General features: G+C 63.9%; 21 protein-coding genes and 1 tRNA gene. 5 read left to right on the top strand and 17 right to left on the bottom strand.

Annotated elements, in window-relative coordinates; all coding sequences use genetic code 11:
• Positions 1-14: 14 nt before the first annotated feature.
• The 16 genes from IVB24_RS20025 to IVB24_RS19950 all read right to left on the bottom strand — a co-directional run bounded on the left by IVB24_RS20025 (position 15) and on the right by IVB24_RS19950 (position 16,946).
• Entirely contained in the window at positions 15-1,523 is a 1,509-nt protein-coding gene (locus tag IVB24_RS20025) for an NADH-quinone oxidoreductase subunit M (protein WP_094977673.1), read from the bottom strand.
• Positions 1,524-3,611, bottom strand: coding sequence for an NADH-quinone oxidoreductase subunit L (nuoL, locus tag IVB24_RS20020; protein WP_247768229.1), 2,088 nt, complete (start codon positions 3,609-3,611; stop codon positions 1,524-1,526).
• A gap of 8 nt (positions 3,612-3,619) precedes the next feature.
• Entirely contained in the window at positions 3,620-3,928 is a 309-nt protein-coding gene (gene nuoK, locus IVB24_RS20015) for an NADH-quinone oxidoreductase subunit NuoK (protein WP_008547737.1), read from the bottom strand.
• Positions 3,925-4,563, bottom strand: coding sequence for an NADH-quinone oxidoreductase subunit J (locus tag IVB24_RS20010; RefSeq protein WP_094977671.1), 639 nt, complete (start codon positions 4,561-4,563; stop codon positions 3,925-3,927). The genes nuoK and IVB24_RS20010 overlap by 4 nt, the downstream gene beginning before the upstream one ends.
• Before the next feature lie 9 nt (positions 4,564-4,572).
• Positions 4,573-5,061: an NADH-quinone oxidoreductase subunit NuoI gene (gene nuoI / locus IVB24_RS20005; protein ID WP_026202312.1), complete on the bottom strand. Its 489-nt coding sequence runs from the start codon at positions 5,059-5,061 to the stop codon at positions 4,573-4,575.
• Between the two features lie 14 nt (positions 5,062-5,075).
• A complete protein-coding gene (gene nuoH, locus IVB24_RS20000; protein WP_094891751.1) occupies positions 5,076-6,143 on the bottom strand; it encodes an NADH-quinone oxidoreductase subunit NuoH in 1,068 nt (355 codons plus the stop codon).
• 4 nt (positions 6,144-6,147) lie between these two features.
• Positions 6,148-8,223 carry an NADH-quinone oxidoreductase subunit NuoG gene (gene nuoG, locus IVB24_RS19995; protein WP_247768227.1) on the bottom strand — a complete coding sequence of 692 codons (2,076 nt, stop codon included), beginning with the start codon at positions 8,221-8,223 and terminating at the stop codon, positions 6,148-6,150.
• A 5-nt stretch (positions 8,224-8,228) separates the two neighbouring features.
• Positions 8,229-9,554: an NADH-quinone oxidoreductase subunit NuoF gene (gene nuoF, locus IVB24_RS19990; RefSeq protein ID WP_106952734.1), complete on the bottom strand. Its 1,326-nt coding sequence runs from the start codon at positions 9,552-9,554 to the stop codon at positions 8,229-8,231.
• Between the two features lie 15 nt (positions 9,555-9,569).
• Positions 9,570-9,770: a hypothetical protein gene (locus IVB24_RS19985; RefSeq protein WP_094977667.1), complete on the bottom strand. Its 201-nt coding sequence runs from the start codon at positions 9,768-9,770 to the stop codon at positions 9,570-9,572.
• The gene (gene nuoE / locus IVB24_RS19980) at positions 9,770-10,381 is read right to left on the bottom strand and encodes an NADH-quinone oxidoreductase subunit NuoE (RefSeq protein ID WP_247768225.1); all 612 of its coding nucleotides are present in this window, start codon (positions 10,379-10,381) and stop codon (positions 9,770-9,772) included. The genes IVB24_RS19985 and nuoE overlap by 1 nt, the downstream gene beginning before the upstream one ends.
• 12 nt (positions 10,382-10,393) lie before the next feature.
• Positions 10,394-11,359, bottom strand: a complete 966-nt coding sequence (locus IVB24_RS19975; RefSeq protein ID WP_166477120.1) for an FkbM family methyltransferase — start codon at positions 11,357-11,359, stop codon at positions 10,394-10,396.
• Positions 11,359-12,555 carry an NADH-quinone oxidoreductase subunit D gene (locus tag IVB24_RS19970; RefSeq protein ID WP_094977664.1) on the bottom strand — a complete coding sequence of 399 codons (1,197 nt, stop codon included), beginning with the start codon at positions 12,553-12,555 and terminating at the stop codon, positions 11,359-11,361. Before IVB24_RS19970 ends, IVB24_RS19975 begins: the two co-directional genes overlap by 1 nt.
• Before the next feature lie 2 nt (positions 12,556-12,557).
• Positions 12,558-13,172 (bottom strand): NADH-quinone oxidoreductase subunit C, encoded by a 615-nt coding sequence (locus tag IVB24_RS19965; RefSeq protein ID WP_094977663.1) that lies wholly within the window; start codon positions 13,170-13,172, stop codon positions 12,558-12,560.
• 11 nt (positions 13,173-13,183) lie between these two features.
• Positions 13,184-13,771, bottom strand: coding sequence for an NADH-quinone oxidoreductase subunit B (locus IVB24_RS19960; RefSeq protein WP_247768223.1), 588 nt, complete (start codon positions 13,769-13,771; stop codon positions 13,184-13,186).
• Positions 13,762-14,127: an NADH-quinone oxidoreductase subunit A gene (locus tag IVB24_RS19955; protein ID WP_094977661.1), complete on the bottom strand. Its 366-nt coding sequence runs from the start codon at positions 14,125-14,127 to the stop codon at positions 13,762-13,764. Before IVB24_RS19955 ends, IVB24_RS19960 begins: the two co-directional genes overlap by 10 nt.
• A 563-nt stretch (positions 14,128-14,690) precedes the next feature.
• A complete protein-coding gene (locus tag IVB24_RS19950; RefSeq protein WP_247774134.1) occupies positions 14,691-16,946 on the bottom strand; it encodes a TonB-dependent siderophore receptor in 2,256 nt (751 codons plus the stop codon).
• A gap of 345 nt (positions 16,947-17,291) precedes the next feature.
• Here IVB24_RS19950 and IVB24_RS19945 point away from each other — a divergent pair, with 345 nt between their 5' ends.
• From IVB24_RS19945 to pepT, 4 genes are all read left to right on the top strand, one after another.
• Positions 17,292-17,495 carry a hypothetical protein gene (locus IVB24_RS19945; RefSeq protein WP_094977659.1) on the top strand — a complete coding sequence of 68 codons (204 nt, stop codon included), beginning with the start codon at positions 17,292-17,294 and terminating at the stop codon, positions 17,493-17,495.
• Positions 17,496-17,655: 160 nt separating this feature from the next.
• A tRNA-Asp gene (locus tag IVB24_RS19940) sits at positions 17,656-17,732 on the top strand.
• A 208-nt stretch (positions 17,733-17,940) separates the two neighbouring features.
• Positions 17,941-18,270: an HU family DNA-binding protein gene (locus IVB24_RS19935; RefSeq protein WP_140479971.1), complete on the top strand. Its 330-nt coding sequence runs from the start codon at positions 17,941-17,943 to the stop codon at positions 18,268-18,270.
• 102 nt (positions 18,271-18,372) lie between these two features.
• On the top strand, positions 18,373-19,623 hold the full coding sequence (pepT, locus tag IVB24_RS19930; RefSeq protein ID WP_247768221.1) for a peptidase T: 1,251 nt from the start codon (positions 18,373-18,375) through the stop codon (positions 19,621-19,623).
• A 72-nt stretch (positions 19,624-19,695) separates the two neighbouring features.
• Here pepT and IVB24_RS19925 read toward each other — a convergent pair whose 3' ends face one another.
• Positions 19,696-20,586: a hypothetical protein gene (locus tag IVB24_RS19925; RefSeq protein ID WP_247768219.1), complete on the bottom strand. Its 891-nt coding sequence runs from the start codon at positions 20,584-20,586 to the stop codon at positions 19,696-19,698.
• A 460-nt stretch (positions 20,587-21,046) separates the two neighbouring features.
• On the opposite strand from IVB24_RS19925, the gene IVB24_RS19920 reads away from it, so the two are divergent.
• Positions 21,047-21,409, top strand: coding sequence for a hypothetical protein (locus tag IVB24_RS19920; protein ID WP_247768218.1), 363 nt, complete (start codon positions 21,047-21,049; stop codon positions 21,407-21,409).
• The last annotated feature ends 27 nt before the right edge of the window (positions 21,410-21,436 follow it).

Here is a 21,436-nt window from a genome sequence, read left to right as displayed (position 1 = left end):
CCTGACCTGCCCGATCACTGGAGCAGTGCGGCGGCCTTCACGGCCGTCACAGCGGTGTTGTAGTTGTTGACGAGTTGCTGGACCGAGGCGGCCGACATGTCGAGCACCGGCTTCGGATAGACGCCGAACAGGATCGTCAGCGCGATCATCGGGAACAGCGTCAGGCACTCCCGGAAGGTGAGATCCTTCATGCTCGCCAGCGACGGCTTGACCAGCGCCCCGAACACGACCTTGCGGTAGAGCCACAGTGCGTAGCACGCCGAGAGGATCACGCCGAAGGTGGCGAAGAACGCGGTCGGGATCGAGACCTTGAAGGTGCCGAGCAGCGTCATGAACTCGCCGACGAAGCCTGAGGTGCCGGGCAGACCGACATTGGCCATGGTGAAGACCATGAAGGTCAGCGCGTAGAGCGGCATCCGGTTGACGAGGCCGCCATAGGCAGCGATCTCGCGGGTGTGCAGGCGGTCGTAGACGACGCCGACGCAGAGGAACAGCGCGCCGGAGACGATGCCGTGCGAGATCATCTGGAACACGCCGCCGGCGACGCCCTGCATGGTGCCGGCGAAGATGCCCATGGTGACGAAGCCCATATGCGCTACCGACGAGTACGCGATCAGCTTCTTCATGTCCTCCTGCATCAGCGCCACCAGCGAGGTGTAGACGATGGCGATGGCCGAGAGCGTGAACATCAGCGGCGCGAAGTCGTGCGAGGCCAGCGGGAACATCGGCAGCGAGAAGCGCAGGAAGCCGTAGCCGCCCATCTTCAGCATGATCGCGGCGAGGACCACCGAGCCCGCCGTCGGCGCTTCGACATGCGCGTCGGGCAGCCACGTGTGCACCGGCCACATCGGCATCTTCACCGCGAACGATGCGAAGAAGGCCAGCCACGCCCAGGTCTGCAGGCTGCGCGGCACGGCGGTGTGCATCAGCGTCGGGATGTCGGTGGTGCCGCCGTTCCAGTACAGCGCCATGATGGCGAGCAGCATCAGGACCGAGCCGAGCAGCGTGTAGAGGAAGAACTTGAACGACGCGTAGACCCGGCGCGGACCGCCCCAGACGCCGATGATCAGGAACATCGGGATCAGGCCGCCCTCGAAGAACAAATAGAACAGCACGAGATCGAGCGCCGAGAAGGTACCGATCATCAGCGTTTCCAGGATCAGGAACGCCATCATGTATTCGCGGACGCGTCTGGTGATCGCCTTCCAGCTCGCGATGATGCAGAACGGCATCACGGCGGTCGTGAGGATCACCAGCGGCAGCGAGATGCCGTCGACGCCCATGTGGTAGGTGATGCCGGTGGCGAGCCAGTTCGCCTTCTCGACGAACTGGAAGTCGGGGTTGCCGGCGTCGAAGCGCATGACCAGGATCACCGACACCGCGAAGGTGATCAGCGTGGTCCAGAGTGCGATCCAGCGCGAATTGCGCCGGGCGGCCTCGTCATCGCCGCGGCTGAGATAGACGATCAGCGCGCCGACCAGCGGCAGGAACGTCGTGACCGATAGGATGGGCCAGGTCGTCATTTACTGGCCTCCAAAGCCGAACATGAACCAGGTGATCAGACCGGCGGCACCGATCAGCATGGCGAACGCGTAGTGATAGAGATAGCCGGTCTGGATCTTCACGACGTTGCGGGTGACGTCCAGGACGCGGGCCGAGACGCCGTCGGGACCGAGTCCGTCGATGATGAAGCCGTCGCCCTTCTTCCAGAGCTGATAGCCGATCCACTTCGCCGGACGGACGAAGATGATGTCGTAGAGCTCGTCGAAGTACCATTTGTTGAGCAGGAACTTGTACAGCATCGGCTGCGTGTTCGCGAGCTCGACCGGCAGATAGGGCCGTCGGATGTAGAACAGATACGACACCAGGAAGCCCAGCACCATCATCACCGTCGGCAGGAGGGCGATGGTCTCGGGGATGTGGTGCATGTCCTCGATGATGTGCGGGTTCATCTTCACGGATTCGCGGAAGAACTCCTCGATGCCGTGACCGGCGAACAGCTCCTTGAACGGGAAGCCGGCAACGATGGAGCCGACCGCGAGCACGCCGATCGGGATCAGCATCCAGATCGGAGCCTCGTGCGCGGCCTCGTAGTGATGCTCGTCATGCGGCTCGCCGTGGAAGGTCTTGAAGATCAGGCGCCAGGAATAGAACGAGGTCAGGCCGGCGGCGACGACCGTCATCAGGAAGCCGTACATCGCGAACGGGTTGTGCGAGGCATAGGCGGACTCGATGATCGCGTCCTTGGAGAAATAGCCGGCGGTGAGCGGGAAGCCTGTGAGCGCCAGGGTGCCGACCACCATCACCGCATAGGTGTAGGGGATCTTCTTCCAGAGCCCGCCCATGTTGCGGATGTCCTGCTCGTGGTGCATCGCGTAGATCACCGAGCCGCTGCCTAAGAACAGCAGCGCCTTGAAGAAGGCGTGCGTGAACAAATGGAACATGCCGACCGAATAGGCCCCTGCTCCCATCGCCACGAACATGTAGCCAAGCTGCGAACAGGTCGAATAGGCGACGATGCGCTTGATGTCGTTCTGCACCAGACCGATGGTCGCCGCGAAGAACGCGGTGGTGGCGCCGAAGAACATCACGACGGCCTGGGCATTCGGGGCGAGCTCGAACAGCGGCGACAGGCGCGCCACCATGAAGACGCCGGCGGTGACCATGGTCGCAGCGTGGATCAGCGCCGACACGGGCGTCGGGCCTTCCATCGCGTCCGGCAACCAGGTGTGCAGCAGGAACTGCGCCGATTTGCCCATCGCGCCCATGAACAGGAGGAGGCAGGTCAGGGTCAGCGCGTCGGCGTGCCAGCCGAGGAAGTCGATGGTCTTGCCGGTCAGGCCGGGCGCAGCGTGGAAGATCGTCTCGAAATCGGTCGAGCCGGCCAGCAGGAAGATCGCGAAGATGCCGAGCGCAAAACCGAAGTCGCCGACGCGATTTACCACGAAGGCCTTGATCGCCGCCGCGTTCGCCGACGGCTTCTGGTACCAGAAGCCGATCAGCAGATAGCTGGCCAGACCCACGCCCTCCCAGCCGAAGAACAGCTGCACGAGGTTGTCCGCGGTCACCAGCATCAGCATCGCGAAGGTGAACAATGAGAGGTAGCCGAAGAAGCGGGGCCGGTTCGGATCCTCGTCCATGTAGCCGATGGAATAGAGGTGCACGAGCGAGGACACGGTCGTCACCACCACAAGCATCACGGCGGTGAGCGTATCGACCCGCAGCGTCCAGAAGACCTGGAGGTCGCCGGACACGATCCACGGCAGCAGCGGAATCCTGATGTCGTGGTGCATGAAGCCGACATCGACCAGCGTCATCCAGGACAGCGCGGCCGACACGAACAGCAGCGCGGTCGTGATCAGCTCGGCGCCGCGCGAACCCGCCGCCGGCGGCTCGGAGACGTGATGGTCGTCGTGACCGTGATCGTCGTGGCCAGGGTCGTCATGGCCATGCGAGCCATGGGCTGCCGACGCGTGCGCGTCGCCATGACCGTGGTCGCCGTGATGATCGAGCTCGTCACCCGAGGGGTTGCGGGCATGCGCGCCGAACAGCGCGATCAGGCCGGCGAGGACGGCGCCGAGCAGAGGCAGAAAAACGATTGCCTGAACCATTTGAGAGCTCAGCCCTTCATCAGATTGACGTCCTCAACCGCGATCGAGCCGCGGTTGCGGAAATAGACCACCAGGATGGCGAGACCGATCGCAGCTTCAGCAGCCGCGACAGTGAGCACCAGAAGCGCGAAGACCTGGCCGACGATGTCGCCGAGGAAGGTCGAGAACGCCACGAGGTTGATGTTGACCGAGAGCAGGATCAGCTCGATCGACATCAGGATGACGATGATGTTCTTGCGGTTCAGGAAGATGCCGAGGATGCCGAGCGTGAACAGGATCGCGCCGACCGCCAGATAATGTCCGAGCCCGATCGTCATTTCACCCACTCCGCAGCGTCAGAGTCCTGGAGCCCCTGCCCCGGCGCCACCTTGCGCATCGCCATCGCCATGTCGGGCGTGCGCGCGTTCTGAACGTTGATGTCCTGCCGCTTCACGCTCGCCTTGTGGCGCAGCGTCAGCACGATGGCGCCGATCATGGCGACCAGAAGCACCATGCCCGAGAGCTGGAAGTAGTAGATGTACTTCGTATACAGCACGAGGCCGAGCGCCTCGGTATTCGAGACGTTGGTCGGGATCGGCGCCGTGATGGTCTTGCTCACGGTCGGGTTGATGATCCAGGCGCCGACGGTGAGCAGCAATTCGAACAGGAAGATGCCGCCGATCACCAGGCCCACCGGCAGGTACTGGATGAAGCCCTCGCGCAGCTCGACGAAATCCACGTCGAGCATCATGATGACGAACAGGAACAGCACCGCGACCGCGCCGACATAGACGACGATCAGCATCATGCCGAGGAATTCGGCGCCCATCAGCACGAACAGGCCGGAGGCGTTGACGAAGGCCAGGATCAGGTACAGCACGGAGTGCACGGGATTGCGCGAGACAATCACCATCACCGCCGAGGCGACGCAGACGCCGGCGAAGAGATAGAAGAACAGCGCGGGAAGGATCATGCTCTCATCTCACCGGTAAGGCGCGTCGAGCTCGATCGCCTTCGCGATCTCGCGTTCCCAGCGGTCGCCGTTGGCGAGCAGCTTGGCCTTGTCATAGAACAGTTCCTCGCGGGTCTCGGTCGCGAACTCGAAGTTCGGACCTTCGACGATGGCATCGACCGGGCAGGCCTCCTGGCAGAGGCCGCAATAGATGCACTTCACCATGTCGATGTCGTAGCGCACGGTGCGGCGGGTGCCGTCGTTGCGGCGCGGACCGGCTTCGATGGTGATAGCCTGCGCCGGGCAGACCGCTTCGCAGAGCTTGCAGGCGATGCAGCGCTCTTCGCCGTTCGGATAGCGGCGCAGCGCATGCTCGCCGCGGAAGCGCGGCGAGATCGGGCCCTTCTCGAACGGATAGTTCAGCGTCGGCTTCGGCTGGAAGAAATAGCGCATGGCGAGGAAGAACGCCGAGACGAATTCCGACAGCAGAAGCGAGCGTGCAGTGGCGTTGACGTTGATACCCATGACGGCCCTCACTTCGGCGCGATGCCGGCGAACTGGAGCACGCCGGCCACCACGATCACCATCGCCAGCGACAGCGGCAGGAACACCTTCCAGCCGAGGCGCATCAGTTGATCGTAGCGGTAGCGCGGCACGATCGCCTTGGCCATCGCGAACAGGAAGAACATGAAGAAGACTTTGAGCGAGAACCAGATGATCCCCGGCACCCAGTTGAAGGGGGGCAGGTCGACCGGCGGCAACCAGCCTCCGAGGAACAGGATCGTCGCCATCGCGCACATCGTGACGATCGCGACATACTCGCCGAGCATGAACAAGAGATACGGGGTCGAGCCGTACTCGACCATGAAGCCGGCAACAAGCTCGGATTCAGCTTCCACGAGGTCGAACGGCGGGCGGTTGGTTTCAGCCAGCGCCGAGACGTAGAACACCACGAACATCGGGAACAGCGGCCACACGTACCAGTTCAGGATGGTCAGCTGCGGCAGTCCGATCAGGCTGGCGAGCCCGCGGACGTGCTGAGCCTCGACCACGGCCGAGAGGTTCAGCGTGCCGGCGCAGAGCAGCACCGTGATGATGACGAAGCCGATCGAGACTTCGTAGGACACCATCTGCGCCGCCGAGCGCAGCGCGGCGAGGAACGGATACTTCGAGTTCGACGACCAGCCGGCCATGATGATGCCGTAGATCGACAGCGACGAGATCGCGAAGATGAAGAGGATGCCGACATTGATGTCGGCGATGACCCAGCCGAGATTGGTCGGGATCACCGCCCAGGCGGCAAGCGCAAGCACGCACGAAACCAGCGGCGCCAGCAGGAACACGCCCTTGTTGGCGCCGGCCGGAATGATCGGCTCCTTCAGCACGAACTTCAAAAGGTCCGCGAAGGATTGCAGCAGGCCCCAGGGGCCGACCACGTTCGGACCTCGCCGGATTTGCACCGCCGCCCAGATCTTGCGGTCGGCGAGCAGGATGTAGGCGATCGCGATCAGCAGGACGACGAGCACCAGGACGCTCTCCGCGATCATGATGATCAGCGGCCAGAGAAAACCGGTCCAGAATGCGCTTTCGAAGAATTCCATCGGCTCACTCCGCTGCGGTCAGCATCTGCCCGGAGGCAAGCCGCGAACATTCCGCCATTACGGCGGACGCACGCGCGATTGGGTTGGTCAAATAGAAGTCCTCGATCCGCGGCTTGAACGGCGCCTTCTCGGGCGAACCGCCCTTCCCCGCCAGCTTCTTGATCTGGTCGGCCGAGCCGGCCTCGATCTGGTCGAGACGGATCAAATGCGGCACGGCCTTGAAGATCGCCTGGCGCAGCGCCGCAAGCGAGTCGTAGCCGAGCTTCTTGCCGAGCGCCTCCGACAGCGCGCGGATGATCGCCCAGTCCTCGCGGGCTTCGCCCGGCGGGAACGCGGCGCGTCCCGTCATCTGCACCCGGCCTTCGGTGTTGACGTAGATCGCGGACTTCTCGGTGTAGGCGGCGGCCGGCAGGATGACGTCGGCGCGATGCGCGCCGCGGTCTCCATGGGTGCCGATATAGACGACGAAGGTGCCGTCAGGCGCGCTGATCTCGTCGGCACCGAGCAGGAACAGCAGGTCCAGCGTGCCGAACGTCGTCATCTGCGCGGCGTTCAAGCCCCCGCCGGTTGCGGAGAAGCCGATGTCGAGCGCACCGACGCGCGAAGCGCTCTCGTGCAGCACGCCAAAGCCGTTCCAGCCGTCCTTGAGCGCGCCGACATCGAGCGCGAGCTTGGCGGCGCTGGCGAGAATGGCGGCGCCGTCGTGGCGCGAGGCCGCGCCCGCGCCGACCAGGATGATCGGATTCTTGGCGTTCTTCAGCACGTCCATGAAGGAGTGCTTGCCTGCCGCGAGCTCACCGAGGGTCTCGGTGCCTGCGCCGAGGTGGTCGTAATCGTAGGTCAGATCGGCCTTGGCGCCGATCACGCCGACCTTGAAGCCGCCGCTGCGCCAGCGCTTGCGGATGCGGGCGTTGAATACGGCCGCCTCTTTCCGCGGGTTCGCGCCGATGATGAGCAGCGCATCCGCCTGCTCCACGCCGGCCAGCGTCGGGTTGAAGATGTAGGAGCCGCGGCCGAGCGCGGGATCAAAGGCATCGCCGCCCTGCACCGCCAGATTGTTCGAGCCGAACTTGGCGAGCAGATCCTTCAGCGCGAACATCTCCTCGACGCCGGCGAGATCGCCTGCGATCGCGCCGATGCGCTTGCCGTCGGTGCGCGCCGCTTTCGCAGCGATCGCGGCAAAGGCTTCCGTCCAGCTCGCCGCGCGCAGATTGCCGGCTTCGCGGATATAGGGCCGGTCGAGCCGCTGGGTGCGCAGGCCGTCGACGACGTGGCGGGTCTTGTCGGAGATCCACTCCTCGTTCACGGCCTCGTTGATGCGCGGCAGCACGCGCATGACTTCACGGCCGCGGGTGTCGACGCGGATCGCAGACCCAACGCCGTCCATGACGTCGATCGACTGGGTCTTGCCGAGCTCCCACGGGCGCGCGGCAAACGCGTAAGGCTTCGAGGTCAGCGCGCCGACCGGGCAGATGTCGACGAGATTGCCCTGCAATTCCGAGGTCAGCGCGTGCTGGAGATAGGTCGTGATCTCCATGTCCTCGCCGCGGCCCGTGGCGCCCATCTCGGGGGCACCTGCGACTTCCGCCGAGAAGCGGACGCAGCGCGTGCACTGGATGCAGCGGTTCATCGAGGTCTTGACCAGCGCGCCGAGATATTTGTCCTCGACCGCGCGCTTGTTCTCGGCGAAGCGGCTGGTGTCGACACCATAGCCCATCGCCTGGTCCTGCAGATCGCACTCGCCGCCCTGGTCGCAGATCGGGCAGTCCAGCGGATGGTTGATCAGAAGGAATTCCATCACGCCTTCGCGTGCCTTCTTCACCATCGGCGAACGCGTCGAGATCTCCGGCGGCTCGCCCTTGGGGCCCGGACGGCAGTCGCGCACGCCCCACGCGCAGCTCGCGACCGGCTTCGGGCCGCCCTTCACCTCGACGAGGCACATCCGGCAATTGCCGGCGATCGACAGCCGCTCGTGGTAGCAGAAGCGCGGAATCTCGGCACCGGCCGCCTCGCACGCCTGAAGCAGCGTGTATTCGGCGGGAACATCGATCTCTTTGCCGTCGATGATGAGCTTGGTCATGTCTCTTACTCCGCCGCGACCATGTTCACGGGATCGCGGACGCCGATATCGTCGATGTCGGACTTGTGCGAATACTCGTCGATACGCGCTTCGATCTCGTGACGGAAATGCGCGATCAGGCCCTGGATCGGCCATGCCGCCGCGTCGCCGAGCGCGCAGATGGTGTGGCCTTCGACCTGCTTGGTGACTTCGAGCAGCATGTCGATCTCGCGCTTGTGGGCGCGGCCTTCGGCCATGCGGGTGAGCACGCGCCACATCCAGCCCGTGCCCTCGCGGCACGGCGTGCACTGGCCGCAGCTCTCGTGCTTGTAGAAATACGAGATGCGGGCAATCGCGCGGATCAGATCGGTCGACTTGTCCATCACGATCACGGCCGCGGTGCCAAGGCCCGAGCGCAGCTTGCTGAGGCTGTCGAAGTCCATCGGCGTGTCGATGATCTGCTCGGCCGGCACCATGCGCACCGACGAGCCGCCGGGGATCACGGCCTTGAGGTTGTCCCAGCCGCCGCGGATGCCGCCGCAATGCTTGTCGATCAGCTCACGGAACGGAATGCCCATGGCCTCTTCGACGTTGCAGGGCCGCTCGACATGACCGGAGATGCAGAAGAGCTTGGTGCCGACATTGTTCGGACGGCCGATGCCGGCGAACCAGCCCGCGCCGCGGCGCAGGATGTCCGGCGCGACCGCGATGGACTCGACGTTGTTGACGGTCGTCGGGCAGCCGAACAGGCCGACATTGGCCGGGAACGGCGGCTTCAGCCGCGGTTGGCCCTTCTTGCCCTCGAGGCTTTCGAGCAGCGCGGTTTCCTCGCCGCAGATGTAGGCGCCGGCGCCGTGGGCGACGTAGATGTCGAACGGCCAGCCGTTGACGTTGTCCTTGCCAACGAGCTTGGCCTCATAGGCCTGGTCGATCGCGGCCTGGAGATGCTCGCGCTCGCGGATGAATTCGCCGCGAACATAGATGTAGCAGGCATGCGCGTTCATCGCGCAGCTCGCGATCAGGCAGCCCTCGATCAGGAGATGCGGATCGTGCCGCATGATCTCGCGATCCTTGCAGGTGCCGGGCTCGGATTCGTCGGCGTTGACGACGAGATAGCTGGGACGACCGTCGGTGGACTCCTTCGGCATGAAGGACCATTTCAGACCGGTCGGGAAACCGGCGCCGCCGCGGCCGCGCAGTCCAGAGGCCTTCATCTCGTTGATGATCCAGTCGCGGCCCTTGTCGATGATGTTCTTGGTGCCATCCCAGGCACCGCGGCGCCGCGCGCCCTCGAGCCCCCAATCGTGGAGGCCGTAGAGGTTCTTGAAGATGCGATCCTTGTCCTCGAGCATATCAGTGCTTTCCGATCAACGAATGGACTGCTTGTAGGCAAGTCCGGCGGCGCAGACGGCGAAGATCAGCGCCCAGAGCAGACTGGTCTCCTGCGTCGCGTTCATGATGAAACGCTGCAGCAGGAACATGAAAGCGGCCGCGACCGCGGCGTGCATGGCGACGAAGCCCCATTTCTTCACGGCCCCGTTCCCTCCAATTGCGGGGAGATCACCCATCAGGTGCTCTCCTTCAGCGTGGTCGGTCCGCCCATCGGCGCCGAGAACTGGCGGCCGTTCTGCGGACCGGGCTTGGGCGGATTGCCCGAAGCGAAACCGTCGAGCACCTTGCCGAAGCTTTCCTTGGTCAGGTCCTCATAGGTATCCTTGCCGATCATGACCACCGGCGCGTTCACGCAGGCACCGAGGCACTCGACCTCCTCCCAGCTGAAATTGCCGTCCTTGGACAGATGGAAGGGCTCGTGATGGATGCGGTGCTCGCAGACGTGGATCAGATCCTCGGCGCCCCGCAGCCGGCACGGCGTGGTGCCGCAGACCTGGACGTGGGCCTTCTTGCCGACGGGGGCGAGCTGGAACATCGTGTAGAAGGTCGCGACTTCCAGCACGCGGATATAGGGCATGTCGAGCATGTCGGCGATGACGCGGATCGCGGCTTCCGAGACCCAGCCGTCGTGCTGCTCCTGCGCGCGCCAGAGAATGGCGATGACGGCGGAGGCCTGGCGTCCGGCCGGATATTTCGCGATCTGCTGCTTGGCGAATGCGAGGTTCTCCTCCGTGAACGCAAAGCTCGCGGGCTGAACTTCCTTCGGTGCTAATCGGCGAACGGACATCTCTTCAATCTCTCACTGCATGCGGCGCGCAGTTTTCGCATTCAGGGCTTCGATCCTGTCCTGCCAAAATGCGCTTGCGGTGCCGAAAACGTTGTAGCCGACGTGGGTCGAGACCTTGATGCGGTCGAGGATCGACAGCTCGGTCACGGTCTCCATCCGGTTGCTGCGCGGATCGAACACGATCAGCTTCAGCGGGGTCTGTTCGAGGATGAAGCGCGACACCGCATGAGAGCGGTCGCTGCCGTGCTCCTCGCACATGATGACGCTGTCGGCCTGGAGCAGACGCGCGCCGCCCTTGATCGCCTCGATCTCGACGCCCTCGACGTCGAGCTTGATCAGGTACTTGCCGGCGCTTGCCACCCTGCCGTCCTCGATCAGATTGTCGAGTGCGACGACCGGCACCTCCTCACCGCCCGCGGACGGAGCGCCGGCGATGCTGAAGGCCTCGTGCTTGGTGCCCGACAGACGCGCGGTGCCGCGGCTGGCGCCGATCGCGCATTTCATGGTCTCGAAGCGATTGCCGTTGACGCGGGCGTTGTTGGCGAGCTTCGGGTAGTTCTGCCCCGACGGCTCGATCGCGATCGCCTTGTGCGAGCCGAACGGCTTGCTCGACACCAGCACCGACCAATAGCCGTAATTGGCACCGCAATCGAGCAGCGTGTAGTCGACGTCGACGCTATCGGAGAACAGCAGCTCGAGCTCGTCCTCGTAATTGTAGGATCGGTTGAGCAGCTTGCTCCAATAGCCGTCGCCGTAAGGGAATTCGAACACGGCGTCGGGATTGAGCCGGATCGCGATGTTGCGCTCCGGCAGCGTCTTCCGCAGCAGATTCGCGCAGGCGATGTAGCCCATGTGCGAGAAGTGCGAGGAGATCTTCGATCCCGTCACCAGCGCCAAGGCAGCCGTCCGCTCCCAAAGGTTGGCCCCTTCAAGGGCCCCCGAGGCGCGGTCGAACTGGATTGGCGCCTGCTGCCCCATCACCGATCGACCTCTCCGAACACGATGTCGAGCGAGCCGAGGATGGCCGAGACGTCGGCGAGCAGATGGCCGCGGCAGATGTGGTCCATGGCCTGCAGATGCGCAAAGCCGGGCGCGCGGATCTTGCACTTGTAGGGCTTGTTGGTGCCGTCGGAGATCAGATAGACGCCGAACTCGCCCTTGGGCGCCTCGACCGCGGCGTAGACTTCACCGGCGGGCACGTGGACGCCTTCGGTGTAGAGCTTGAAGTGATGGATCAGCGCTTCCATCGAGCGCTTCATCTCGCCACGGCGCGGCGGTGCGACCTTGTTGTCTTCGACGACGACCGGCCCCTTCCCCTCAGGCGCGTTCAGCTTCTGGATGCACTGCCTCATGATGCGCACGGACTGGCGCATCTCTTCCATGCGGATCAGATAGCGGTCGTAGCAGTCGCCGTTTTTGCCGATCGGGATGTCGAAATCCATCTCGGCGTAGCATTCATAGGGCTGCGACTTGCGCAAATCCCAGGCCGCGCCCGAGCCGCGCACCATCACGCCCGAGAAGCCCCACTCCCAGGCTTCCTTCAGCGGCACCACGCCGATGTCGACGTTGCGCTGCTTGAAGATGCGGTTGGCGGTGAGAAGACGGTCGAGATCGTCCACCACCTTGAGGAACGGATCGCACCAGGCCTCGATGTCGTCGACCAGCTTCTGCGGCAAATCCTGATGCACGCCGCCGACGCGGAAGAAGGCCGCGTGCATACGGCTGCCCGAGGCGCGCTCGTAGAACACCATCAGCTTTTCGCGCTCTTCGAAGCCCCACAGCGGCGGGGTCAGCGCGCCGACGTCCATCGCCTGCGTGGTGACGTTGAGCAGATGCGACAGGATGCGGCCGATCTCGCAATAGAGCACGCGGATGAGCTGGCCGCGACGCGGCACCTCGATGCCGAGCAGCTTCTCGGCCGCCATGCAGAAGGCGTGCTCCTGGTTCATCGGCGCGACGTAGTCGAGCCGGTCGAAATACGGGATCGCCTGCAGATAGGTCTTCTGCTCGATCAGCTTCTCGGTGCCGCGATGCAGCAGGCCGATATGGGGGTCGACACGCGCGACGACTTCGCCATCCAATTCGAGCACGAGACGCAACACTCCGTGGGCCGCCGGATGCTGCGGCCCGAAGTTGATGGTGAAGTTGCGAAGCTGTTCGGGTTGCTCGTTCATGATCAGACCTTCGGTCCCGCCTTTTCATCCCCTGGAAGGACCGGATAGTCCGCCCCCTCCCACGGAGACAAAAAGTCGAACTTGCGGAATTCCTGGTTGAGCCGGACGGGCTCGTACACCACCCGCTTCTCCTGGTCGTCGTAGCGGACCTCGACGAAACCAGTGGTCGGGAAATCCTTCCGCAGCGGATGGCCCTCGAAACCGTAATCGGTCAGCAGGCGCCGCATGTCAGGATGGCCGACGAAGAACACGCCGTAGAGGTCGTAGGCCTCGCGCTCGAACCAGTCGGCGCCGGGAAACACCTCGATCAGCGACGGCACCTGGGTGGTCTCGTCGGCCTGCGCCTTGAGCCGGATCCGCGCGTTCAGGGTCGGTGACAGGAAGTGATAGATCACGTCGAAGCGCTTCTCGCGCGAAGGATAATCCGCCGCCGTGATGTCGGTGAAGTTGATGAAACGACAGCTCGGGTCGTCGCGGAGGTACTTGACCACCTCGACGATCTTGCTGGCCTCGACATCGACCGAGAGCTGGTTGAAGGCCACCGAATGACCGAGAGCGGCGCCCGGAAGCGCGCTCACGATCGTCTGCCCCAGGGCGTCGAGCTTGGCGTCGTCCATGACGTAAAACCTTAGCGTTCGATGGTGCCGGTGCGGCGGATCTTCTTCTGCAGCAGCAGCACGCCGTAGAGCAGCGCTTCCGCCGTGGGCGGGCAGCCCGGCACATAGATGTCGATCGGCACGATGCGGTCGCAGCCGCGCACGACCGAATAGGAATAGTGATAATAGCCGCCGCCATTGGCGCAGGAGCCCATCGAGATGACGTAGCGCGGCTCGGGCATCTGGTCGTAGACCTTGCGCAGCGCAGGCGCCATCTTGTTGGTCAGGGTGCCCGCGACGATCATCACGTCGGACTGGCGCGGCGAGGCACGGGGCGCGAAGCCGAAGCGCTCGACGTCGTAGCGCGGCATCGACACCTGCATCATCTCGACCGCACAGCAGGCGAGACCGAAGGTCATCCACATCAGCGAGCCGGTACGAGCCCAGGTGATGAGATCGTCGGTCGCGGCGACGAAGAAGCCCTTGTCGGACAGCTCGGAGTTGACCTCGAGGAAGAACGGATCATTGGCTCCGACCGGCCTGCCGGTCGACGGATCCAGGATGCCCTTGGGGGCCGGCGCGATCGCCGGACCTGTGGACAGCGCAGGGTTCAATCCCATTCCAGAGCTCCCTTCTTCCATTCATAGGCGAACCCGACCGTCAGCACGCCGAGGAACACCACCATGGACCAGAAGCCGGTCGCGCCGAGCTTGCCGAACGCCACCGCCCAGGGAAACAGGAACGCCACCTCAAGGTCGAAGATGATGAAGAGGATGGCGACCAGATAGAAGCGGACGTCGAACTTCATGCGCGCGTCGTCGAAGGCGTTGAAACCGCACTCATACGCCGACAGCTTTTCCGGATCAGGCTGTTGGAACGCCACGATGAAGGGCGCGATCAGCAGCACGAGGCCGATGATAGCAGCTACCCCTATAAAGACGACGAGTGGAAGATAGTTCTGCAGAATGCCGCTCATTGGCGAGCCCTTTTTCCCGCAGCCTCGGGACAGCCACGGATTCGTCCGATTTGGAATTATTCTGAGCCTTAGCGCAGTGCACCAATGGGCGCAAGACACGCTCTTTTTAGGCCATTTGCCGCCCCCAGAACGGTGAAAATCCCGGAATCACCCCGCGCTGGTATGGAGCAGATCGCCAAACCCAGCAAGGGCGGTCCGCGCTCGCGGCAGTGGCGTCCGTTGCTTGGGAAAGCCCACCTTATGTAGGCCGCGGCGCAGCAAAATCCACATTACACGGAGGATAGGCGCCGGTCGGCGGCATTCCGGCCGAACAAGCCCCGAGCCGCTCCGAGCAGCCTATCCACAGGCAGAGTGAGCATGAGCCATGCATCAAACGAGGCCGAGCCCCCGCCTCCTGCGATATCTTTGCAGCCCGACCGGTCGCGAGCGCGGCGGCGGCGACGTGGAGGGCCGTCGCGCGCGCCGCGCCCGGATGAGCTTCGGGCTGGGGGGCATAGCCCGGATGCTCATCTATCTCGTGGCGGAGGATCGGCCGCCCGTGACGTCGCGGCCCTCACCCGTCCTCACCATTTGTAGGAAACGCTGGCGGTGATGCGCCGGCGGTCACCGTAGAAGCAGGACGCGGCCGAGGCGCAACTCGCGACATAGACCTTGTCGGTCAGGTTGATCACGTTGAGCGCCGTCCGCCAGTTCTGCCACTCGTAGTGGACGGCGAGATCGCCGAGCACCACCGCGGGAACCTCGAGGGTATTGGCAGTGTCGGCCCAGGACGCGCCGATGTAGCGAACGCCACCGCCGAAACCAAAGCCTTCCAGCGGCCCGTCCTTGAAGGTGTAGTCGGCCCAGCCCGAGACCAGCAGCTCAGGCGTGTTGGTCGGCGTCTTGCCGACCAGCGACGGATCGAGATCCCGGCTGTTGAAGAGATGATAGGCCGTGAAGGAGCCGATGAACTTCAGCTCCTTGGTGGCATTGGCCACCGCTTCGAGCTCGATACCGCGCGACGTCACCTCGCCGGTCTGGTTCTGCAGGACCGGAACGCTGCCCGGCAACGTCGTCGCGACATTCTGACGGACCAGGTCGAAAGCCGAGACTGTGAAATAACCGTCGAAGCCTTTCGGCGCGACCTTCACGCCGATTTCGGCCTGCTTGCCGGTCTCCGGCAGAAACAGCTGGTTCTGGGCGTTGAGGCCGATGATCGGATTGTAGCTCGTCGAATAGGAGACGTAGGGCGCAATGCCGTTGTCGAAATTATAGATCAGCCCGGCGCGGCCGCTGAACTTGCTGTCCTCGCGGCTTCCGACGGTGGCGCCGGTGTCACGCGCTTCCTGCGTCGTCTCGACCCAGTCGTTGCGGCCGCTCAGCACCAGCGTGAAATTGCCGAGCTTCATCTGGTCCTGAAGATAGGTCCCCGCCTGCTTCTGCGTGATCTGGAAATTCCGGAACGGGGCGCTCGGAAGCGCAACCTCGGCCGCGCCATAGGAGGGATTGAAGACGTTGATCGAGGACACGCCGAAGCCGAAGGCCTGATAGTCGTCGATCTGGTAGCCCTTCAGATCGACCCCGAACAGCATGGTGTGCTTCACCGGGCCGGTGTCGAAGCGATACTCCAGCTGGTTGTCGAGATTGGCTTGATTGGCGGTGTTCTTCGCATACCAATTGTACCGATTGAGGGTGGCCGTGTTGACGTTGGCCCAATCGTTGCCGACATAGCCGCGGTAGGTGATGTCGACATGCGCAAAGCGGGCATTCTGACGGAACGTCAGGTCCTCGGTGAGATTGCGCGCGAACTGATAGCCGAGCATCTCCTGCTCGCGCGTGAACTTGTCGACGCTGGGATCGCCGACGAAGAAGCTGGTCGGAATCTTGCCGAACGGCGCATTCGTCACCGTGCCCTGATAGGGCAGGAAGTTGATGCCGCGGGTATCCTGCTTTGAGGCCGAGGCCAGCACCGTGAAGCTCGTGTCGGCATCCGGCTTCCAGGTGAACGACGGTGCGATGAAGTAGTTGTTGTCAGGCGTGAAGTTGACCTGTGTGCCGCCGTTCTGGACCTGGCCGACCACGCGGGCAAACAGCTTGCCGTTCTCGGGGCTCGTCGCGACCGGCCCGCCGAAATCGAAGCTGACATAGGCGTTGCCGAAATTGTTGACGCCGGTCTCGACGTAGCGGATCGGCTCGGCCGGCGGCAGCTTGCTGATGACGTTGACGATGCCGCTCGGGCTCGATCCGCCATAGAGCACCGCGGACGGACCGCGCAGCACCTCGACCCGCTCCATGTTCGACGTCTGCAGCTTCCAGCTCGCATAGGAGGTGTAGAACAGCTGCATGCCGTCGAGGAACAGACCGATATCCTCGGACTTGAAGCCGCGGATCAGCCACCAGTCATTGCGGGTGTCCGTGCCGAAAGTCCCTGCCCGGACACCGGCGGTGTAGCGCAGCACCTCGTCGAGCTTGTTCGGCTTCTGGTCGCGGATCTGCTCGGCGCCGATGACCGACACCGATTGCGGCGTCTGCATGATCGGCGTGTTGGTCTTGGTGCCGGACGAGCTGAGGCCCGCAACGTAGCCATTCACCGGGCCGCGCGGCGTCTCGACGAAGCCGACATTGCGCTGCGGTTGCGGCCTGTTCCTGTTGGCGCCCTGCTCCGACGAGCGCGGTGCGCGGCGCTGAGGAGTCGTGGCGGCGCGCCGGCGCGCTTCCGGTGCGGTGACGGTCACCGGCGGCAGACTCGTTGCGCCACTCTGCGCGGAGGATTGTGCAAGCGATGCCTGCGGCATCAAAATCCAAGCGGACGCGGTCGCCAATACGGCCGACCGCAGCATTCCAAGACTGTTCACGCGCCACCCCAAACGAAACTGCATGTGTCATGCCGTCAGCCCCGTGACGGCGTGCATTGGGGGAGAGGCTTATGCAGAGGCGCACGATTTCCCTAATTGAAAGCCTCTTAGAGGCGCTCTTAGAAGCACTCCAACATGTCCGGAAATTGCTGCGGGAACTGCGCCCCCGCGACGCGACACAGCCGGGGCTGAGGGACGTTCCGGCGGCCCCCGGCGAAACCAGCCGGGCGGCGAGATGAAACCATTTTGCGGAACCCGCGAAACGATCCGGAAACAGATGGTCCTTAAGACAGGGCCATAGACGGCGGCAAAGCCCGTCGGGAGGCTCAAATGAACCACTCAATCCACTCTGCTGATCGTGCGACCCACCTGAAGATCGTGGTGGTGGCGCTGGTGGCCGGCATCACAGTGGCGGCCTTCGGGATCGCCGCCCGCAGCAACGCCGATTACAGCCAGACCGCCCAGTCCAGCCACGTGATCAAAGCCGGCAAACCGGTGGTGGTGACGAGCGCGGGGACGTCCGAGATTCGCTGAGACGTCCTGTTCCGGGCTGACCCATGGCCGCCTCCGGGCGGCCTTTTTCATTTTCCAGAGCAATACTTAGCCGAGAAGCACCGTGCCAGCGCAACGTCCTTGACTTCACCCAGCCCCGCCTTTAATTCCCCCCTCGTTCCGCGCGCATCGAGCGAACCACGCGGGAGTAGCTCAGTTGGTTAGAGCGCCGGCCTGTCACGCCGGAGGTCGCGGGTTCGAGCCCCGTCTCTCGCGCCATTTTGGCAATCCCTTCATAGTCTTAGCTTGAACTCCTTGAGGTCTGCCGCAGCTGCGGCGAGCCGTGAGCGACGTTCCTCCGGCTGGGGACCTGCGGCGGTGTCAGCCCGCACCCGAATCGTCTAGGTCTCAAAGGACTTAAAGGGATTCCCACGCATTCTCGGCTTTTTCAGGGAATCCCTGTCATTGGACAACGAGGAGGCCAGCCATGTCTAAGAAGGATTCGGCCAAGAAGGATTCGGCGAAGAAGGCAGCCGCTCCCGCCACCATCACCCTCAAGCACCTCGCCGCCGACATTGCGGACAGCCAGGAGCTCTCGAAGAAGCGCGCCGAGGCCGTCCTGACCGACATGGTCGAGCTGATCACCAAGCACCTGAAGAAGGGCGACCGGGTCCGCATCGTCGGCTTAGGCATCCTCCAGGTCCGCAAGCGCGCCGCCCGCACCGGTCGCAATCCCGCCACCGGGGAGCCGATCCACATCAAGGCCAGCAAGAAGGTCACCTTTCGTCCGGTCAAGGAACTGAAAGAGGCGATCTGAGGCTACCTTTCGTTAAGCCTGATCCCACCCCCTTGCTGCCGCAACGCGGCCCGCTTTTCTGGTATACCGGCTGCTCCCCTGACCCCGGCGGTTTGACCAGAAATGTCCTCCCTCACCTTTTCGCACACCGTGACCGAGCGCTTCCTGCGCTACGTCACCATCGACACCCAGTCCGATCCGGAATCCCCTCGCTCGCCCTCGACCGAGAAGCAGAAGGATCTCGGCCGCGTGCTCGCCGCCGAGCTGAAGGCCATCGGCGTCACCGATGCGCATCTCGACGAATATGGCTACGTCTACGGAACGATCCCGGCCAACACGACCAAGAAGGTGCCGGTGATCTGCTTCTGCTCGCACATGGACACTTCGCCCGACGTCATCGGCAAGGACGTCAAGCCGCAGGTCTGGACGAACTACCGCGGCGGTGACATCACGCTGCCGGGCGACACCAGCCAGGTGATCCGCTTCGCCGAACACCCGGCGCTGAAGAACCAGATCGGCAACGACATCATCACCACAGACGGCACCACGCTCTTGGGGGCCGACAACAAGGCGGGCGTCGCCGAGATCATGGACGCCGCGCATTTCTTCATCAACAATCCCGATGTGAAGCACGGCACCATCAAGATCCTGTTCACGCCGGATGAGGAGATCGGCCGCGGCGTCGACAATGTCGACATCAAGAAGCTCGGTGCCGATTTCGGCTACACCATGGACGGCGAGAGCGCCGGCTGCGTCGAGGACGAGACCTTCTCGGCCGACGGCGCCACCATCACCATCAACGGCGTCAGCGCCCATCCCGGCTATGCCAAGGGCAAGATGGAGCACGCGATCAAGATCGCCGCGGCCATCGTCGAGCGGCTGCCGAAGGAAGGCTGCTCGCCGGAGACGACCTCGGGCAAGCAGGGCTTTCTACATCCGATCGGCATCGAGGGCGCGCTGGAGCAGGCAAGGCTCTCCTTTATCGTGCGCGACTTCACCGAGGAAGGGCTGAAGGAGAAGGAAGTCCTGCTCGAGACCATCGTCAAGGACGTGATGAAGGACTATCCGCGCTCGACCTACACGTTCGAGGTGAAGGAGCAGTACCGCAACATGAAGCAGGTGATCGACCGTCATCCGCACGTGCTCGAATACGCCATCGAAGCGATCCGCCGCGCCGGCCTGCGCCCGATGCGCACCGCGATCCGCGGCGGCACCGACGGCTCGCGCCTGTCTTTCATGGGCCTGCCCTGCCCCAACATCTTTGCCGGCGAGCACGCGTTTCACTCGCGGCTCGAATGGGTCAGCCGACAGGACATGGAAAAGGCCGTGCAGACCATCGTGTATCTCGCGATGATCTGGGCGGAGAAGGCCTAAAGGCTCCCCGCAATCGTCGAATGGCCGGGCTAGCGCCCGGCCATTTGTTTGAAGGTCCAGTTACTTGAAGGTCTACGGCACCGGCATTGCGCGCGGACTGCGGTGGAAGCGATTTGAACTCGCCATCCAGTTCGGCAACGCCGCACCGTCGCGGTGCCGCCCACCGGCGACCGCTGCCGCCCATGCCACCACGGCTCCAATCAGGGTCGCCGCCGCGATCGAGAACGCAACGATGATCGAGTTGCGCCGCGCGCGATTAATGGCCGTTTTCGCGTCCGCGATCAGCGCATCCACGCGACGTTCGGAGTCGGGCGCTGCCAGCCCTGTGACGGCTGCCACCTGCTGGATCAGGTAAACCCGATCGTCGGTACTGACCCCGCTATGGCTCGATGACGTCATCAGGATGCGTCCTGCTTCGGCGCGAGCCTCCCGGAGGTCGGTGTTAGGCGGTCGGCGCGGCGCGCGGAACAGCTTGTCCAACTCGTAGCTCAAGAGCGGCTCGGCGGCGGACGTATTGCTGGCCGAGCTTCGCAACGGTGAACGCTCGATCGCAGATGCGCCAAGCATGGCGAGGAGAGCTGCGCCGAACAGCACTGCCAGCGCCCAGGACGTCAGCCCGTGAAGGCCGTCCCGCCTCTCGGCGTCGTCCTCGATCGTCGTCAGCGCAGGTGCCGGGCGCGTCGTCCGGCCGGCGATGTACCCGCCGACGCCGAAGCTGATGATCGCCTGGATGATCAGATACAGCCCTGACAGCAGAGCCAGCGCGGCGGAGGAATCCCGCCAGGTCGGCGAGGCCGAGCTGACCCCGAGGCCGACCGCGACGCCAAAGCCGATCAGGATGAACGACATGGCGCCGGCCGCAAGAGCGCCTGCGAACACCGAACCCCATTGAATGGTCCGGCCCGCGTCGGCCTCCAGGCCGCTTTCCATGATCTCTTCCCGCATGACAGTTTCAATCGTCATCGCGGCTCTCTCAACGCAGGCCGAAGAACGACAGGATCGCCATGATCACGACGATCAAGCCGATCAGATAAATCAGTCCATCCATAGTCCGTCCTCCTCAATTTTCCTCGTCGGCTAATCACGAAGAATGAGGAACGTTCCAAATTGGACGAACCTGCTGGAACGGATGGGCCGACAGGGCGTTGCCTGTTCGAGTCCCAAGGATGAAGATTGTGAGCACGAAGGCCTCAGCCGGTTAACCCCGGCTGGGGCCTTCCTTTTGCGGAAGCCGCAACCGGCGATGTTCCAGAGGTGGCATCCGAAGCCGCAGCCGACGCTCGACGGGGCCTGATCACGTGCCCGGCGCGCGGGTGTTCGGCCAGCACTGCGGCAATCCTTCAAGGGACGTAACAATGTTGCGGGTCGACACTATTCCCGCCCCCATGCTAGGCCGGGCATAGACCGCAACCAGAGTGACGTCGTGCCCGCGAACCGCCAGCCCTCAGGAACTTGCCGCCGGCGCAACTGGCGCGGGCTGCTGTCCGTGCTGATCGCCGTCGTCTACCTGCTCGCGGGCGTGCTGCATGGCTCGCACGACATCGATGTCACCACGCCCGGCGGCGGCTCGGAGATCGCCGCGGTCCTTGATGGTCCCGCGGGCCACAGTGACCACAAGGCCATCGGTGGACATCATTGCCATGGCTGCTTCTCTGTCGCCGTGGCGCAGCCGGTGCTATCGGCCGTATCGATCGCGCTTCTGTCGCCATCGCGCCCGCAACACGCCGTCCGGCTCGCCGGAATTGTCCCCGATACCGACTCTCCCCCTCCCAAACCTGTTGCCTGAACGGATTGGTCGGGCGTCCAGCGCCCA

The organism is Bradyrhizobium sp. 192, assembly GCF_023100965.1.
GTDB lineage: Bacteria > Pseudomonadota > Alphaproteobacteria > Rhizobiales > Xanthobacteraceae > Bradyrhizobium > Bradyrhizobium symbiodeficiens.
This window is presented reverse-complemented; position numbering and strand designations above follow the sequence as displayed.

Bases quoted from the DNA above. Each gene is read 5' to 3' on its own strand.
- IVB24_RS20025 (WP_094977673.1), bottom strand. From the start codon at position 1,523: ATGACGACCTGGCCCATCCTATCGGTCACGACGTTCCTGCCGCTGGTC.
- nuoF (WP_106952734.1), bottom strand. From the start codon at position 9,554: ATGCTCGAGGACAAGGATCGCATCTTCAAGAACCTCTACGGCCTCCAC.
- IVB24_RS20010 (WP_094977671.1), bottom strand. From the start codon at position 4,563: ATGATCCTTCCCGCGCTGTTCTTCTATCTCTTCGCCGGCGTCTGCGTC.
- nuoH (WP_094891751.1), bottom strand. From the start codon at position 6,143: ATGGAATTCTTCGAAAGCGCATTCTGGACCGGTTTTCTCTGGCCGCTG.
- IVB24_RS19965 (WP_094977663.1), bottom strand. From the start codon at position 13,172: ATGGACGACGCCAAGCTCGACGCCCTGGGGCAGACGATCGTGAGCGCG.
- nuoK (WP_008547737.1), bottom strand. From the start codon at position 3,928: ATGACGATCGGGCTCGGACATTATCTGGCGGTCGGCGCGATCCTGTTC.
- nuoL (WP_247768229.1), bottom strand. From the start codon at position 3,611: ATGGTTCAGGCAATCGTTTTTCTGCCTCTGCTCGGCGCCGTCCTCGCC.
- IVB24_RS19955 (WP_094977661.1), bottom strand. From the start codon at position 14,127: ATGAGCGGCATTCTGCAGAACTATCTTCCACTCGTCGTCTTTATAGGG.
- nuoE (WP_247768225.1), bottom strand. From the start codon at position 10,381: ATGTCCGTTCGCCGATTAGCACCGAAGGAAGTTCAGCCCGCGAGCTTT.
- IVB24_RS19945 (WP_094977659.1), top strand. From the start codon at position 17,292: ATGAACCACTCAATCCACTCTGCTGATCGTGCGACCCACCTGAAGATC.
- IVB24_RS19935 (WP_140479971.1), top strand. From the start codon at position 17,941: ATGTCTAAGAAGGATTCGGCCAAGAAGGATTCGGCGAAGAAGGCAGCC.
- IVB24_RS19960 (WP_247768223.1), bottom strand. From the start codon at position 13,771: ATGGGATTGAACCCTGCGCTGTCCACAGGTCCGGCGATCGCGCCGGCC.
- IVB24_RS19985 (WP_094977667.1), bottom strand. From the start codon at position 9,770: ATGGGTGATCTCCCCGCAATTGGAGGGAACGGGGCCGTGAAGAAATGG.
- IVB24_RS19950 (WP_247774134.1), bottom strand. From the start codon at position 16,946: ATGCTGCGGTCGGCCGTATTGGCGACCGCGTCCGCTTGGATTTTGATG.
- IVB24_RS19970 (WP_094977664.1), bottom strand. From the start codon at position 12,555: ATGAACGAGCAACCCGAACAGCTTCGCAACTTCACCATCAACTTCGGG.
- IVB24_RS19925 (WP_247768219.1), bottom strand. From the start codon at position 20,586: ATGACGATTGAAACTGTCATGCGGGAAGAGATCATGGAAAGCGGCCTG.
- pepT (WP_247768221.1), top strand. From the start codon at position 18,373: ATGTCCTCCCTCACCTTTTCGCACACCGTGACCGAGCGCTTCCTGCGC.
- IVB24_RS19975 (WP_166477120.1), bottom strand. From the start codon at position 11,359: ATGGGGCAGCAGGCGCCAATCCAGTTCGACCGCGCCTCGGGGGCCCTT.
- nuoG (WP_247768227.1), bottom strand. From the start codon at position 8,223: ATGACCAAGCTCATCATCGACGGCAAAGAGATCGATGTTCCCGCCGAA.